Below are 16,934 nucleotides of genomic sequence, written 5' to 3'. Positions count from 1 at the left end.
GCTATTTTCGAGAACGATGAGAAAATTATTTTTTATAAGTATCGTGGCGGCCGCTCTGGTTTTTTGGTCGGAAAGGTCGTCCGCACAGGCGGTCGAGAGCGACCAGTGGGCCGCGACGGACGGTCTCGGCCGCGCTTTGCCCGGGCGGGAACAGACCCGCGCCCGCAGAGACGACCGCAAAGTGGCGATGTTTTACTGGACGTGGCACACCAGTCCGATTACCGACTACCGGCGGATCGGCAACATTACGCAGATTCTCCGCGAACATCCCGAGGCGATCGACGATTACGACCACCCCGCCTGGGATATCGGCGGAAATTCTTATTTCTGGGACGAGCCGCTGCTGGGGTATTACAAGACGACCGACCCGTGGGTGCTGCGCAAACATGCCGAAATGCTGGCCGATGCCGGTGTGGACGTCGTGTTTTTCGACTGTACGAACGCTTCCCTTACCTGGAAATCTTCGTACGACGTATTGATCGACGTCTGGACGAAGGCGCAGGGGGACGGCGTGAATGTGCCGAAGATTGCGTTCATGCTGCCGTTCGGGCCTGTGGATTGGTCGCTCGTTTCGCTGCGCCAGCTTTATGAGGATATTTACAAGCCGGGCCGGGCCGAAAACCTTTGGTTTTACCTGCACGGCAAACCCTGTATCATGGCTTATCCGGACAACCTGACCGATTCGCCCGAAGACCGGACGATCCGCGATTTTTTCACGTTCCGTCCCGGTCAACCCGACATCGTGGACGGCCCCGGGCGTCCCGACCAGTGGGGTTGGCTCGAAACCTATCCGCAGCATAAGTTTGTCGAACGTCCGGACGGCGGCTGCGAAGAGATGGTGGTCTGCGTGGCGCAAAATGCGAACGATGCCAGCGGCGGCCACTGCTGTGCTTTCAATGCGCCGGGAACTTACGGGCGCAGTTATACCCAACAGCGCGGGCAGGATACCCGCGAGGATGCTTACCTGTACGGATTGAATATCCAGGAGCAGTGGGATTATGCGCTGCAGTGCGATCCCGACCTGATTTTCGTTACCGGCTGGAACGAATTCATCGCCGGGAAGCACATCGGCTGGCATCCCGCCCGCCCCTATTATCCGTTTGCATTCCCCGATCAGTTCGACTGGGAACGCAGCCGCGATATCGAACCGGTCAAGGCGTGGGGCGATAAGGCGATGCCTATTACATCCAGTTGGTCGACAATATCCGCCGTTACAAGGGCGTTTCGGAGTCGCAGGCGGTGTCGCAGCCCCGGAGCTTCCGGATCGGCCGTTTCGACGGTTGGGACGGCGTATCGCCCGATTTCAGGCATTATCCGGGCAATACGATGCACCGGAATCACAAAGGTCATGCGAACATGTTTTATACCAATACGACCGGGCGCAACGACATCGTGGACGCGAAAGTGGCCCGCGATCGCAGGTACGTTTATTTTTACGTCGAAACCGCCGATAAGCTGACCCCGTCGACCGACCGCAACTGGATGATGCTGTTCATTGACGTCGACCGTGACAAAGCGACCGGATGGGAGGGGTACGATTTCGTGCTGAACTACGAAAAGCCGCAGGACGGCAAATCCGTATTGTCCCGCCATAGCGGCGACGGCTGGAATTGGGAGCGCGCCGCGGAGGCGGATTATGCCGTCGACGGCAACCGGATGGAGATTCGGATACCGCGTTCGTTGCTCGGTGAGTTCGGAAAGTCGCTGAACATCGAATTCAAATGGAGCGACAACATGCAGGAAGAGGGGAATATCATGGATTTTTACGTGAACGGCGATGCGGCCCCGGGCGGCCGGTTCAATTTTGTTTACGACGAGCGTGCCGGGCAGAATCGCTAACGGTTTTCGTAAAGCGTGTTCCATTAAAAAATCGGGTCGGACTGAAGTCCGACCCGGTTTTTAATTCCGGAAACGATTATCCGGCAGTGTTCCGTCTATTTTTCGTAGGTAACGCTCTCGATAACGACGGGGCCCATCAAACCTGCCTTTTGCAGCGGGGAATCCGCTGTCCACGGGCTGCACGGCGTCCATGTCGTGCGTTGTGCTTCGGGCAGTTTTTGGTCGCCGATCAGGCGATTCACCCAAGTGTTTACCACTTCGATTTCCAGTTCGTTGTCGCCTTCTTTGACAAAGTCGGTGATGTCCAGTTCATACGGAGCCGTCCATACGCCGCCGGCATCCTGTCCGTTGACCTTCACGCGGGCCATGGCCACGAAGTCGTTCAGGTTGATCAGGATGTTCTCGTCGGTCGGGGCTTTGTCCAGTTTGAAGTTGGTCTTATAGGTGGCCGTACCGGAGTAATATTTGATCTTGTCGTCGGCGTTGGTCGACCAGTCGGTCAGCGATTCGAATACGACCGGTTCTTGCGGGCCGCGTACCTTGTCGGCGAAATCGACCGTCCACGGGCCTTTCAGATCGGCGATCTGGGCCGGAACCGGGAAGTTGGCTGCCACGTCGGTCGACGAAGCGGCACCCGCTTTGTCCTTGAACACGATGAACATGCTTTCGTACGGAGCCATTTCGAGCGGAACGGCCGTAGCGCCCTGTTTCTGCTCGTAAGCGGGCAGTTTGCGTATCACGCCGGTGGTCGGGGCCCACAGTTCGGGCTGCATACCGGTTACGCGGAATTCCGGCGTAACGACGATCGTTTCGTCGCTCTGGTTGCTTACGAAATAAATTTCGGCATTGTCCAGCGTGCGGTGTCCGTAGTGTACCGGCGCGCCTTCCGGAATGTTGAGGTCGGGGATGCAGTCGATCGTGGCGAAGGCTTCTTCCATCGTCATGCCGTTTAGGATCATGCCTTTGCCCAGTTTGCGCGATTTGACGTTCACGCCGTCCACGTCGCCCCAGATTTCGGCGGCCATCGCTTTCACCTGCTGGTCGGCGGCCGGCTGATTCTGCAGGCTCGGCGAGCGGCTTGGGGCCGGGCCCATCACGACGGCGCCTTTCTCGATCAGTTCTTTGATCTTGGCCAGCAGTTCCGGACGCATCGTTTCGAGTTTCGGCAGCACCAGGATGCGGTATTGCGTACCGTGCGGCAACGTGATCTTACCGTCTTTCACGTCCATGTACTTTTCGATCACTTCGGCGTTCATGTAATCGACTGGTAGCCGGTCGGAAGGGCCGGGTCGACGATACCGGTCATCTTCGGAGCGTCTTCGCCGATGAAATAGGCTGCGTCGGCTACGTTCAGACCCTGTTGCAGCATGAAGTTCGCGCGCTTGAGGTACGTGAGGTAGTTGTCGATCTGCGAGAACCAGGTGTTGTGGCGGTTGAATTCGTTGCCGAACCAGGCGTTGACGCCCGGGAGCCGGTCGTCCGGCTGCGTGATGTAGACGTGCAGCAGCGTGTTGTTGATGCCTTCGGCGAAGAAACGGTCGCCGCGCTGTTTGATCACGCCCGGGTAACGGGCGTACGAATTGCCGGCGCAGGTGTTCGATTCGGCCGAGATTTTCGTCTTGCCGTAGATATGGCCGCAGGACGAAGCGGCGCGGTTTTCGATGTCGCCCAGTTCGCCTTCGCTCCAGAACTCGCCGCCGATCTCGTCGGACTGGCCGCCGTACATCAGGAATTCGCCGGGGAAGCCCCAGTGACCGTAGTTTTCGAGCCAGGTATGCAGCCCGTGTTGATGGCTGACGTCGCGCAGGCCGCCCACGTAATCATAAGCGACCTTGTCGGCGATCATCCGGCGCACGTCCCACAGGAAACGGTCGGAGGCCTCTTCGCTGCCCACTACGATGCCGTTGTATACCGGCAAGTAGGGGGTCGGGTCGTAACCGTAGCGGGTCTTGAACTCTTCGATCATGCCGTCCGTGAAGTTCTGTCCTCCGGTTTCGTAGCTGTCCTGCACCACGACTTTGAACGTCTTGCGGTCTTCGGCCGGGATGCGGCGTAGGATTTCGCCCATGTGAGCATCGAAATGACTGGCGATGTGTTCGCGGCTCATTTTGTCGGTTTCATAACCGGTCGCTTCGGGCGCGGCGGGAGAATTGGTCGTCCCGGTCGGAGTCATACCCATGCGCAGGATTACCCATTCGCCTTCCGGAACATCCCATGTCAGCGTGCCGTCGGCAGCCAGGTATTGCGAGATGTCCTGTACTTTCGCGGGATCTACCATCAGCGCGGCGTCTTCCACAGCGGGCTGTACCGGCCACTGATAGTCTTTCCAGTACGGCAGCGGAGTCGGGTGCATCTTCGCCAGCGTCTTTTCGCTGAAGCGTTCTACGCGCGGAGCGGCTGCCAGAGCCACTTCGGCCAAGCCGCTGCCTGCATTGGCGCCTTTGATGATTACCCGGAAATCGGTTCCGGTCGTGGCCGGGATCGATACGACCACCGGTGCGAATTGGTCGAATCCGACGTTCAGCGCGGTATTCGTGCGGTTGATGTCGAATTTCGACAGCGTGCGGTAGTTGTCGCCTTCTTTAACTTGCAACTCGCCTTGTGCGCCCAACGGGTGCTCGGTGGGTTTTACGGTCAGGCTGCGCGCCGTAAACGGAGCGTTGGCTTTCAGGTCGATCGTAATTTCGCCGCCCTTCGGGATGGCGATTCCGCTTTTCTGGTCGCCGTCGGTGATCTTCGTCAGGTCGGCCACTTTCGGCGTCGAGGTGATCGTCCCGTTCGACGCGTTCAGCGTGAGCTGGTCGTCTTTCGGCACCGGGTAAGCGATGACGCGTACGTCCTGGAAAGAGTCGGTCGGCTGTACGAGCTTGGCGTTAAACTTTTGCGGGCCTTTGGCGCGCGTTTCCGACGAAGCGAGATAACGCATCGCCTGGTCGGCTTTTACCCACGGGCCGCCGGACTGACTCCAGCCCGGAGAGTTAAAGATTCCGATTTCGATGTCCAGCTCGGTCGCTTTTTTCAGCGCGGCGTGCAGGATGTCCCACCACTCTTCGCTGAGCATTTTCACGTTGCCGTAGGGTACGTCGTCCTGGCCGATGTTGCCGATGAACGCGCGGTTGATTCCGGCTTTTTTCATCGACTCGAGGTCTTTGATAACGCCTTCTTTCGAAATGTTGTTCGAAATCCAATACCAGTAAACGCTGGTTTGGATCGAGTCGGGCGGGGTTACGAATCCCGAAGCGAGCGCTTCGTGGGAAACGTGTTGCGGACCCGACGCCCCTGTTCCGCAACAGGCGGCCAGCGCGGCTCCTGCCAAAGCGCAGGCGGAAAGTTTAAAAAGATTTTTTTTCATAAAATTTTATGGATGATTTATTTCGTGGTATAAACATAGTTGAACCGTCCTCCGGGCGCGGTGTCTCCGTTGACGTAGAAGTCCATGATGTTGCCGTTTTCCTGCATGTTGTCGTTCCATTTGAACTCGATATCGACGTCGTCGCCCGTGAGGTTCATCAGTTGTTTTGCGATAGCCAGTTCGAGCTTGTTGCCGTTGACGGCGAACTTGCTCTCGCCGACGGCTTCCCATTCCCATCGTCCGCCGACGTTCTTTTCGATCACGGCTTTTTTACCGTGCGGACTCGTGCGATTGACGATGAAATCGTATCCGTTCCATCCGGTCGCCGACGGCTTCCCATTCCCATCGTCCGCCGACGTTCTTTTCGATCACGGCTTTTTTACCGTGCGGACTCGTGCGATTGACGATGAAATCGTATCCGTTCCATCCGGTCGTTTTGTCGCGGTCGACGTCGATAAACAGCATCATCCAGTTGCGGTCGGTCGCCGGGGTCAGCTTGTCGGCGGTTTCGACGTAGAAGTAGACGTTGTCGGCGTCGCGTGCCACTTTCGCTCCGACGATGTCGTTGCGGCCGGTATTGTTGGTGTAGTACTGGTCATACCGTCCGCGGTGGTCGCGGTGCATGGTGTTGCCTTTGTACGATGCGAAGTAGGGAGCCACGTCGTCCCATCCGTCGGCCTTGCCGATCTTGACCGTCTTGGGGGCCGAAGCTTTTTCAGGAGCGTTCATTCCCTTGAATTTACGCACGTTGTCGACCAGTTGCAGGTAATATACGTCTCCTTTGTCGCCCCATCCGGCGTTCGGTTCGATATCGCGGCTGCAGTTCCAGTTGTATTGGTCGACGAACGAGAACGGGAAGCCGTTCCAACTGTGCTCAGGTAGCCATTGTCCGGCGATGAATTCGTTCCATCCGGTGACGAATACCAGTTCCGGGTCGAGTTCGAACGCCCGGCTCCACTGTTCTTGGAAGTTATAGCCGTACAGATATCCGTCCACGCGCGGGTCGAATCCTTTCAGTACGCTGAAATTCCGTCCGTAAGCGTCTTTCACGTTGAAGGCTCCGCAGTGTCCTTTGCGGTCGGGAGAGGTGTTCTGGGCCACGCCAACCGAAACTTGTTCGAACCCGCCGTCGGGCCCTTTTATGTAGCCGTGCTGCGGATAGATTTCAAGCCAGCTCCACTGGTCTTTGCGCGTCGGGAACGGGCCGTCCACGTAGTCGGGCTGTCCGGGCCGGAACGTGAAAAAATCGCGGATCGCCCGGTCTTCGGGCGAATCGGTCAGGTTGTCCGGATAAGCCATGATACAGGGCTTGCCTTTCCACACGAACCACAGGTTTTCGTAACGCCCCGGTTTGTAAACGTCTTTGTAGAGTTGGCGCAGCGATACCAGCGAGTGCGGAGCCGGGCCGAACGGCAGCATGAAAGCGATCTTCGGCACGTTTACGCCGTCCTTCTGCGCCTGATCCCAGGTTTTCATTAACGCTTCGTACGAATCCTCCCAGGTAAGACTGCCGTTCGTGCAATCGAAGAATACGGCGTCCACGCCTGCGTCGGCCAGCATTTCGGCGTGTTTGCGCAATACCCAGGGGTCGGTCGTTTTGTAGTAACCCAGCAACGGCTGTTCCCAGAAGAAAAAGCCCGGACGTTTGTCGCCCCACGCCGGATGGTTGTAATCCTTCATCGCTTCGGGGTATTTGCGGACGATTTCGGAGATATTCTTCACCTGATAAGTGGTGTCGTCATTGCCTTGATGCCATGTCCAGTAGAACATAGCGATGAACTTGTCCTTTTTCTTGTCGCCGGCATCCTTGTATTCGCGGACTTTGCGTCCGAGCGCGTCGGTAGCCGCCCACGAATCGCTGTTGACTGTTTGTCCAAAGGCGCTTCCGCCGATCAGGCAGACCGTTCCGAGCGCCACAGTAAATTTGGTTAAGAATTTCATTACTTGTAAGTTTTATTAAAATTAGGTTTTGATGGTGATTGTTTTGTCTGTGTCGATCCTGTATTATCAATGTTTTGCTTACTTCGGTTTTGTGGAATAAACGTAGTTGAACCGTCCGCCCGGCGCGGTGTCTCCGTTGATGTAGAAGTCCATGATGTTGCCGTTTTCCTGCATGTTGTCGTTCCATTTGAACTCGATATCGACGTCGTCGCCCGTGAGGTTCATCAGTTGTTTTGCGATAGCCAGTTCGAGCTTGTTGCCGTTGACGGCGAACTTGCTCTCGCCGACGGCTTTCCATTCCCATCGTCCGCCGACGTTCTTTTCGATCACGGCTTTTTTGCCGTGCGGACTCGTGCGGTTGACGATCAGGTCGTATCCGTTCCATCCGGTCGCTTTGTCGCGGTCGACGTCGATAAATAGCATCATCCAGTTGCGGTCGGTCGCCGGGGTCAGTTTGTCGGCGGTTTCGACGTAGAAGTAGACGTTGTCGGCGTCGCGTGCCACTTTTGCGCCGACGATGTCGTTACGGCCGGTGTTGTTGACGTAGTATCGGTCGTAACAGCCCCGGTGGTCGCGGTGCATGGTGTTGCCTTTGTACGATGCGAAGTAAGGGGCCACGTCGTCCCATCCGTCCGCCTTGCCGATTTTGATCGTTTTCGGGGCCGAAGCCTTTTCGGGCGGGGTCATCCCTTTGAATTTCCGGACGTTGTCGACCAATTGCAGGTAATATACGTCTCCTTTGTCGCCCCATCCGGCGTTCGGCTCGATGTCGCGGCTGCAATTCCAGTTGTACTGGTCGACAAAAGAGAACGGAAAACCGTTCCATCCGTCTGCCGGTGTGTGCATACCGGCGATGTATTCGTTCCATCCGGTGACGAACACCAGTTCCGGGTCGAGCTCAAGCGCGCGGTTCCACTGCTCCTGGAAATTCCATCCGTACAGATAGCCGTCCACGCGCGGGTCGAATCCTTTCAGTACGCTGAAATTCCGCCCGTAAGCGTCTTTCACGTTAAATGCGCCGCAACGTCCTTTTTTGTCAGGAGAGGTGTTTTGTGCGACTCCGACGGATATTTGTTCGAATGTTCCGTCAGCCTTTTTTGCAAAACCGTGTTGAGGGTAGATTTGCAGCCATGACCATTCGTCATATCGTGTTGCGATAGGCCCGTCTGTGTAATATCCGGCTTGAGGAGGCCGGAAAGTAAAAAAAACGGCGATGGCTTTATCTTTCGGCGAGTCGGTCAGGTTGTCCGGATAAGCCATGATGCAGGGCTTGCCTTCCCACATGAACCAAAGATTTTTGTAAAATTCCGGTTCGTAGACTTCTTCGTATAGTTGTCTGAGCGAGACCAGCGAATGCTGAACCGGGGCGAACGGCAGCATGAAAGCGATCTTCGGCACTTTTACGCCGTCTTTCTGCGCCTGATCCCAGGTTTTCATCAGCGCTTCGTACGATTCCCGCCAAGTTTGGCTGCCGTTCGTGCAATCGAAAAATACCGCATCAACACCTGCGTCGGCCAGCATCTCGGCATGCTTGCGCAACACCCACGGGTCGGTCGTTTTATAATAACCCAACAAAGGCTGTTCCCAGTAGTATAGGCCTGGTTTGGAGGTTCCCCAAGCCGGATGGTTGTAGTCTTTCATCGCTTCGGGGTATCGCCGGACGATTTCAGTGATGTTTTTTACCTGGTAAGCCGTGTCTATTCCCATTTGATGCCATGTCCAGTAAAACATGGCGACGAACTTATCCTTTTTCCGGTCGCCGGCTTCCCCGTATTCGCAGACTTTGCGTCCGAGCGCATCGGTCGCGGCCCACGAGTCGCTGTTGACGGTTTGTCCCGCCGCCGTTGCCAGCAGCAGGAGCATTCCGAACGACAGACCGATTTCGATTGAGGTTTTCATAGGGGCGGGCGTTTTGCGGACAAGGATTTATTTCGCGGTATATACGTAGTTGAACCGTCCTCCAGGCGCGGTGTCGCCGTTGACGTAGAAGTCCATAATATTGCCGTTTTCCTGCATGTTGTCGTTCCATTTGAATTCGATGTCTACCCCGTTTCCGGAGAGTCCCATCAGGGCCTTCGTTACGGCGAATTCGAGACTGTTGCCGTTGACGGCGAACCGGCTTTCCCCGGCTTTCTCCCACTCCCAACGGTTCCCGACGTTCTTCTCGATCACGACCAGGCCGTCGTGCGGACTGACTCGGTTGACGATCAGGTCGTACCCGTTCCATCCGGTCGCTTTGTCGCGGTCGGCGTCGATCAGCAGCATCATCCAGTTGCGGTCGGTCGCCGGGGTCAGTTTGTCGGCTGTTTCGACGTAGAAATAAAGGTTGTCTTTGTCGCGGGCTACTTTCGCTCCGACAATGTCGTTGCGGCCGGTGTTGTTCGTATAGTGCGTGTCGTCGTGTCCTTTGTGGTTCCGGTGCATCGTATTTCCTTTGTAAGAAGCGAAATAGGGCGCCACGTCGTCCCACTCGCCCGCTTTGCCAATCTCGATCGTCTTGGGAGCCGAAGCTTTCTCGGGAGGCGTCATGCCTTTGAATTTGCGGACGTTGTCGATCAGTTGCATATAGTATACGTCGCCCTTATCGCCCCATCCGGCGTTCGGCTCGATGTCGCGGCTGCAATTCCAGTCGTACTGGTCGGGGAATGCGAACGGTTTATGGGGCTTGGTGGGCGGCCAGTTCTCGTGTTGCCCGGCAGTGAATTCGTTCCATCCGGTAACGAATACGATCTGCGGGTCGAGTTCGAAAGCGCGGCTCCACTGTTCCTGGAAATTCCATCCGTACAGGTAACCGTCCACGCGCGGGTCGAATCCTTTTTGCATCGAAAAACTGCGGCCGAAGGCTTTGGGCGCGTTGAACGCGTAAGCGTGTCCTCCGTTCTCGGCGGTAGCGTTTTGCGCGACTCCGACGGTAACCAGTTCGAATTTGCCGTCGGGGCCCTTCACGTAACCGTGCTGCGGATAGTTTTCGAGCCATCCCCACTGGTCGTTGCGGCTCGGGCCGTCCACGTAGTCGGGTTGTCCGGGCCGGAACGTGAAAAATTCGGCGATTTCACGATCCGAGGGAGTGTCCAACAATGATTCGGGATAAGCCATGATACAGGGTTTTCCTTGCCACACGAACCACAGGTTTTCGTAGCGTTTCCGCTTATAAATATCGTTGTATAACTGCCGGATGGATACCTGCGAAGCGGGAAGCGGGGCGAACGGCAGCATGAAAGCGATTTTCGGCACGTTCACGCCGTCCTTCTGGGCCTGATCCCAGACTTTCATCAGCGCATCGTAGGACGATTTCCAGGTGTAGGAACCGTTCGTACAGTCGAAAAATACGACGTCGACTCCTGCGTCGGCCAGCATTTCGGCGTGTTTGCGCAGCACCCACGGATCGGTCGTCCGGTAGTAGCCGAAGAGGGGCTGTTCCCAGAAACAGGTTCCGTGCTTCCAGGCCGGGTGGTTGTAGTCGAAAGCCGCTTCAGGGTATTTCCGGAGCGTTTCGGTAATATTCTGTACCGGTTTTCCGTCTCCGTCCGCGACGAAGTCGGTATGCCACGTCCAATAGAACATCGCTACGAGTTTGTCTTTTTTCTTGTCGCCGGCTTCCTTGTATTCGCGCACCTTGCGTCCGAGCGCATCGGTCGCCGCCCACGAGTCGCTGTTGACGGTTTGCGCCGGCGCGCCGGCCGCCCATAGGCAGCATATTCCGAGAAGAAGTCCGAGGCAAGTTAGGTTTTTCATGGTTTGTTGGATTTTATTAGGGTTAGATTTTGAATGGGTTATTTCGTGGTATAAACGTAGTTGAACCGTCCTCCGGGCGCGGTGTCTCCGTTGACGTAGAAGTCCATGATGTTGCCGTTTTCCTGCATGTTGTCGTTCCATTTGAATTCGATATCGACGTCGTCGCCCGTGAGGTTCATCAGTTGTTTTGCGATAGCCAGTTCGAGCTTGTTGCCGTTGACGGCGAACTTGCTCTCGCCGACGGCTTCCCATTCCCATCGTCCGCCGACGTTCTTTTCGATCACGGCTTTTTTACCGTGCGGACTCGTGCGATTGACGATGAAATCGTATCCGTTCCATCCGGTCGCTTTGTCGCGGTCGACGTCGATAAACAGCATCATCCAGTTGCGGTCGGTCGCCGGGGTCAGTTTGTCGGCGGTTTCGACGTAGAAGTAGACGTTGTCGGCGTCGCGTGCCACTTTCGCTCCGACGATGTCGTTACGGCCCGAATTATTTTCATAAACGTTTCCTCCGTATCCTTTGTGCCGCCGGTGCATCGTATTGCCTTTGTACGATGCGAAGTAGGGAGCCACGTCGTCCCATCCGTCGGCCCGGCCGATCCGGATCGTTTTTGGGGCGGAAGCTTTTTCCTGCCTGTACATTCCTTTGAATTTTCGGACGTTGTCGACCAGTTGCAGGTAATATACGTCTCCTTTGTCGCCCCATCCGGCGTTCGGCTCGATATCGCGGCTGCAATTCCAGTCGTACTGATCGGGGAATCCCATATAATAAGGCCTGTGGGGCGGCCAATCGGCGACCCGGCCGGCGATGTATTCGTTCCATCCGGTGACGAACACCAGTTCCGGGTCGAGCTCAAGCGCGCGGTTCCACTGCTCCTGGAAATTCCATCCGTACAGATAGCCGTCCACGCGCGGGTCGAATCCTTTCAGCATACTGAAATTCCGCCCGAAAGTTTCCGGCTCGTTGAAAGAGCAAAAACGGCCTCCGCTGGCGAAACAGGCGTTTTGGGCCACTCCGACGGGCACTTCTTCGTAACCTCCTTCCGGTAGCGGCGCATATCCGTTCTGCGGGTAGAGCTCCAGCCATCCCCAGTTATCTTTTCGCTGCGGGCCGTTCACATAGTCGGGCTGTCCGGGACGGAAGGTGAAGAAATCGGCGATTTCACGGTCTTCAGGCGTATCGCCGAGGTCTTCCGGCCGTGCCATGATGCACGGCTTTCCTTTCCAGACGAACCACAGTTCCCGGTGCCGTCCCGGTTTATAGATGTCTTCGTAGAGCATGTGCAACTGCGGGCCGCCGTATTCCGGCGAACCGAACGGCAGCATGAATGCGATCTTCGGGGCTTTGACGCCGTCTTTTAGCGCTTCGGACCATACCTCCATCAGTACGTCGTAGGATTCTTTCCAGGTCAGTGTCAGGTTCGTACAGTCGAAAAAAACGACGTCGATCCCTGCGTCGGCCAGCATCTCGGCGTGTTTACGCAACACCCACGGGTCGGTCGTTTTATAGTATCCGAAAAGGGGTTGCTCCCAGTAGTACCGGCCCGGATTATTCCAGGCCGGATCGTCGAACGAGCGGATCGCTTCCGGGTGTTCGCGGAGTATCTCGGTCGTGTTGTTGACCTGGCTGCCCGGGGGCATGTCGTAGATGTGCCACGTCCAGTAGAACATGGCGACGAACTTATCTTTTTTGCGTTCCCCGGTTTCCCCGTATTCCCGAACTTTGCGTCCGAGCGCATCGGTCGCCGCCCAGAAATCGCTGTTTACGGATTGGGCCGCCGTGTTGCCGGCAAGTGCGAGACAGATTCCCGCGCATAGCGTGACACAAAGCAGATAGGTTTTCATAATCAGTCGTTTGGACACCCGATCGGTTTGGTTTTTGTTGCAAACACAACATTTTCTGCTTGAAAACGGTCTACGTTTGCAGGCAAAAATCGTCCTGTTACGTATATTTTGAGCTACAAATACCTCAATAAAGACAAAGTAAACAAATTTTTCAGACTTTCCCGGCGGTTTATGCGTTTTATTTGCAAATTATTTCGCATGGGATCGTTTGTGCTCTTCCTTCCATTTCTCTTTGTAGTCTTTCGGACTCACTCCGAAATATTTTTTGAATGCGGTCGAGAAATGGGACTGTGTGCCGAATCCGGTCTGGTCGGAAATTTCGGCGATGCTCAGATTTCCTTCGAGGATCAGTTTGGCCGCTTTTTTCATTTTGAAATTCCGTACGTAATCGTTCGGAGCCAGGCCGGTTAGGCTCTTCATTTTGCGGTAAAAACTGGTTCGGCTGAAACCCAATTCGACGGCGATCACGTTGATGTTGATATCCGGATTTTCGATGCTTTTGTCGATGAACGAATGCAACTTTTCCATGAAACGTTGGTCGATCTCCGGCAGGTTTCCCGGTATCCGGTCGTTGTCCCCGAAAGGTTCCTCCTGCTCGGCGTGCAGACCTTTGTCGCTGAAATAGGCTTTCAGCCGGTCCCTGTTGTTCGTTTGGCTGTGGATGACCGAAATCAGGTGGTCGGCGCGGAACGGTTTGTTAATATAGGCGTCGGCGCCGCAGTTGTATCCTTCGATCCGCTCTTCGATCCGGTTCTTGGCCGTCAGCAGGATGAAAATGGTATGGCTGAGTTGCGGATCGTTTTTAATGGTTTTACACAGGGCGATCCCGTCCATTTCGGGCATCCGGATGTCGCTGATGATCATTTCCGGCATCTGTTCCCTGGCCATCTGGACGCCTTCCGTTCCGTTATAGGCGTGCAGTAGATCGTATTCGATGTGCAGAATTTCGTGCAGCAGCGTGTGAATCTGCGGGTCGTCCTCCACGATCAGTATCGTGCGTCCTTTGGGGGGCGAGGGCGTTTGAACGACGGGCGTGTCGAAATCCGCTCCGTCGGATTTTGTATTTTCAGGAAGGTTTCCGGGCGTCTGCTGTTCGAAAATTTCGTCGGCCGGGAACGCCTCTCTACCGATTGGGATCACGAAACTCATAATCAGACCTTCCGTTTCGGAGAAGACGGCTTTTATCGATCCTTTCTGTCGGCAGACGAGCATTTTGGTGTAGTGGAGGCCGATGCCGCTTCCCGGAATCTCCTCCGTACTTTCCGTATTTTCCAACCGCCTGAACCGGTCGAAGATGTGTTCCAATTGCTGCGGATCGATTGTTTTGCAGGAGTTCACGACTCGAAACTCCAGACATTCGGAACCGGGGGCGTCAAATTCGGGATACCGGTCGACCGCAGTGTTCCGGTCGATTTTCCGAAAGTCGATCGAAATACGACCTTGCCGGGGAGTGTATTTTACCGCGTTCGAAACGAGGTTGGTCAGTATTTTTTCGAGCACGTCTTCGTCCGTGTAGATTTGCAGGGAGTCTTCCGTCAGGTGCAGCGAATAATCGATCTCTTTGGTATGGGCGCTGAAACGGAACGAGCCGGCCACATTCCGGATGAGCGGCACGATATCCGTTTGCATGACGTGCAACGGGATCGTTTCGTTACCCATCCGGCTGAAATCCAGCAATTGGTTGACCAGTCGCAGCAGCCGGTTGGAGTTGTAGGACAGAGTCGTTATCAGTTTATGCTCGTTGTCTTCGTTCAGCGCGCCATGCGCCAGCAGTTCGATGTTTCCGTTGATCAGGGTCAGCGGAGTCCGTAATTCGTGGGAGATGTTTCCGTAAAAGTCGATTTTCTGCTGGTTGATCTCCTGTTCGTGGAGTCGCTGTTTTTCGGAGAGGGCGAGCGCTTTTTTATTGTATTTCGTCCTGAAATACAGCTTGGTGACCGTAATAATGAAGGCCAGAACCAGCAGGATATACAGGGCGTAGGCCCAGCCCGTCAGCCATGGGGAAGCTTTTATCCGGATATCGATCCCGGTTTCCGGACTCCATTCCCCGTCCCCGTTCTGCACTTTGAGTTTGAACCGGTACTCTCCCGGCGGAACGTTCGCATAAGAGGCCCGCTTGTTGTTTCCCGCCTCTACCCAGTCTTTATCGAGACCGTCCAGTTTATACGCATAACGAAGTTTGTCCGAGTAATTGTAGTCGATGCCTGCGTAGTCGATACTGAATGAATTTTGCCAGTGGTTCAACGTGATCTTCCGCTCGTAAGCGATGCTTTTGCCGATCGGAGCGTGCTTGCCGCCCGGAGTGACGCTCCGGTTCTGAATCTTAATGTCTTCCAATACGACGGATGGATGGTATCCGTTTTGCTTGACGTCGTTCGGATTGAAACAGTCGGTTCCCAAATTTCCACCGATGTAGATCAGCCCGTCGGATGCGGTCAGCATCGCTCGTTCGAAAAACTGGGTGTTGTTCAGTCCGTCGGTTTCGTTGAAATTACGGAACCGTTTCGTTTTGGGATCGAACCGTGACAGCCCGTTGGAGGTGGCGAGCCAGATACGTCCGTTTCCGTCTTCGGTCAGGGCCAGGATGTCGTTGCTCGGAAGTCCCTCCGTGTAGGTGTACTTTGTGATTTTCCGTGTTTTCGGATCGTATTCGAGCAGCCCTTTGTTGTAGCTTCCGATCCATAGGGAGCCGTTTTCGGATCGGCGGATATCGGTACATGCGTTCAACGCGTGCATGTTGGCGAACTGACCCTCCGGGATCAACGGTTCCGGTTCGAAATCGCGGTGATCGATCGTGAAAACATTTTGCCCGTAGGCGGCGTAAACGATCTGATCGGCTTTATAGGGTTGGATCGTGGTGACCGTCACATTTTTTACGACCTGCGAAGGCTCGGCCGTCACATTTTGACCGAAAAAATAAAGTCCGGAGAATCCCCCCGCCCAGATATTGCCCGACAGATCCTGTCCGATCGCCGTGATCGGCCCGAAATTTTGCAGCGTCGTAATTTCCGAAAATCCGGACGCGTTGAGCTGTCCCACGATCAGGTTACGTCCCGTACTGATCCATATCCTGTTTTGAGAGTCGCAAAACAGGGCCCGTATCGAGTTGTTGCGGATTGAAGCCAATGCAGGATGGTTGTTCTTTGTGAGATTTTTTACGGAACCGTTTTTCGAATAGCAATAGAGTCCGTCGTATTTGGAGCCGAACCAGATCCGGCCGAACCTTTTGTCTTCGCAAACGACGGTTACCGATTTCCCGTTCAGTGTGACCGAAGATATTTCCGGATGGTTGAACGTATTTTCCGCGGCGTTGACTTTGACGATGCCCTGTTCGAAAGTCCCGAGCCATAGATTTCCCTGCTTGTCTTTCAATGCACAGGTGATGTCGTTGTTTTGATCGTTTTTTTCGCTTTTTACCGGGATGACGGCTATTTCGCCTGTACTGATGCAATATTTATATGCATAATGCGTTGATGTGATGATGTAATTATTCTTGTCTATCAGTTTAATGCTGTTTATTTTTGCGGCAGATAGCTCCGGGTGTTTCCGTATGGATGGCGGAACGGAGGTCAGTTTCCTTCCTTTGATACTGTAAGCGAGTATTCCCTGGTCGGTTCCTATCCATATCTGTGAATCGCCGAATTTGGACAGGCAGTTGATTTCGATATAATCCGGGAGCGTGTACAATTCTGCCGTCTGGTCGTCGATGTTGTATCTGCCGAGCGCCGATCCGGTAGAGTATCCGATCCATAGATTCTGTAAGTCGTCTATAAACAGGGTATGCGCCCGTTGGGAAGCCCGGTTGCCGAACGGAAGGGGCATCGGAGACAAAATGCCCGTCGTGCGGTTCATTTTGAGAATTCCGTTGCTGTAAGTCGCGATCCATAAATTACCGGTGGAATCTTCGGCGAGATCGGTTACGAAGTATTCGTCTTGTCCGTTACTGATGGTATAGGGTGTTATTTTGTCGATGGTTAGATCGTATTTACTTAATCCCCTGGATGTCGCTATCCATAGATTTCCCGTTTTGTCCAAATGCAACCTGTTGATCCGGCTGGATTGGATAGACGTTTCGGGAGCCGATTCGTCCCGGAATAATTGCGCGTATTCATAGCCGTTGTACCGGTCTACACCGCGGGCCGTCGCAATCCAGAGATACCCCAAGGAATCCTGACAGATATCCCGTATCTGAAGGTTTGAGATCCGGGGTGAAAAATGAAAAT

8 protein-coding genes and 1 pseudogene are annotated in these 16,934 nt (G+C 54.9%); 2 read left to right on the top strand and 7 right to left on the bottom strand.

Annotated features, from left to right (window positions below; all coding sequences use genetic code 11):
• The first annotated feature begins 16 nt into the window (after positions 1 to 16).
• Together DW082_RS02140 and DW082_RS14845 are read left to right on the top strand one after the other, a co-directional pair.
• The gene (locus DW082_RS02140; protein WP_259335466.1) at positions 17 to 1,459 is read left to right on the top strand and encodes a hypothetical protein; all 1,443 of its coding nucleotides are present in this window, start codon (positions 17 to 19) and stop codon (positions 1,457 to 1,459) included.
• Positions 1,357 to 1,839: a hypothetical protein gene (locus DW082_RS14845; protein WP_259335465.1), complete on the top strand. Its 483-nt coding sequence runs from the start codon at positions 1,357 to 1,359 to the stop codon at positions 1,837 to 1,839. The genes DW082_RS02140 and DW082_RS14845 overlap by 103 nt, the downstream gene beginning before the upstream one ends.
• Positions 1,840 to 1,934: 95 nt before the next feature.
• Here DW082_RS14845 and DW082_RS02135 read toward each other — a convergent pair.
• From DW082_RS02135 to DW082_RS02105, 7 genes and pseudogenes are all read right to left on the bottom strand, one after another.
• A pseudogene (locus DW082_RS02135) lies at positions 1,935 to 5,191 on the bottom strand (glycosyl hydrolase).
• Between the two features lie 17 nt (positions 5,192 to 5,208).
• Positions 5,209 to 5,454: a hypothetical protein gene (locus tag DW082_RS02130; protein ID WP_118457095.1), complete on the bottom strand. Its 246-nt coding sequence runs from the start codon at positions 5,452 to 5,454 to the stop codon at positions 5,209 to 5,211.
• 7 nt (positions 5,455 to 5,461) lie between these two features.
• Positions 5,462 to 7,132, bottom strand: coding sequence for a hypothetical protein (locus DW082_RS02125; protein ID WP_259335464.1), 1,671 nt, complete (start codon positions 7,130 to 7,132; stop codon positions 5,462 to 5,464).
• 78 nt (positions 7,133 to 7,210) lie between these two features.
• On the bottom strand, positions 7,211 to 9,031 hold the full coding sequence (locus DW082_RS02120; RefSeq protein ID WP_259335463.1) for a hypothetical protein: 1,821 nt from the start codon (positions 9,029 to 9,031) through the stop codon (positions 7,211 to 7,213).
• 27 nt (positions 9,032 to 9,058) lie between these two features.
• Positions 9,059 to 10,867: a hypothetical protein gene (locus DW082_RS02115; protein WP_118457094.1), complete on the bottom strand. Its 1,809-nt coding sequence runs from the start codon at positions 10,865 to 10,867 to the stop codon at positions 9,059 to 9,061.
• Positions 10,868 to 10,905: 38 nt separating this feature from the next.
• Positions 10,906 to 12,711 carry a hypothetical protein gene (locus DW082_RS02110; protein WP_259335462.1) on the bottom strand — a complete coding sequence of 602 codons (1,806 nt, stop codon included), beginning with the start codon at positions 12,709 to 12,711 and terminating at the stop codon, positions 10,906 to 10,908.
• Between the two features lie 189 nt (positions 12,712 to 12,900).
• On the bottom strand, positions 12,901 to 16,914 hold the full coding sequence (locus DW082_RS02105) for a two-component regulator propeller domain-containing protein (RefSeq protein WP_259335471.1): 4,014 nt from the start codon (positions 16,912 to 16,914) through the stop codon (positions 12,901 to 12,903).
• Positions 16,915 to 16,934: the final 20 nt, after the last annotated feature.

The sequence above is a fragment of the Alistipes sp. AF48-12 genome (genome assembly GCF_003477565.1).
GTDB lineage: Bacteria > Bacteroidota > Bacteroidia > Bacteroidales > Rikenellaceae > Alistipes_A > Alistipes_A hominis.
This window is presented reverse-complemented; position numbering and strand designations above follow the sequence as displayed.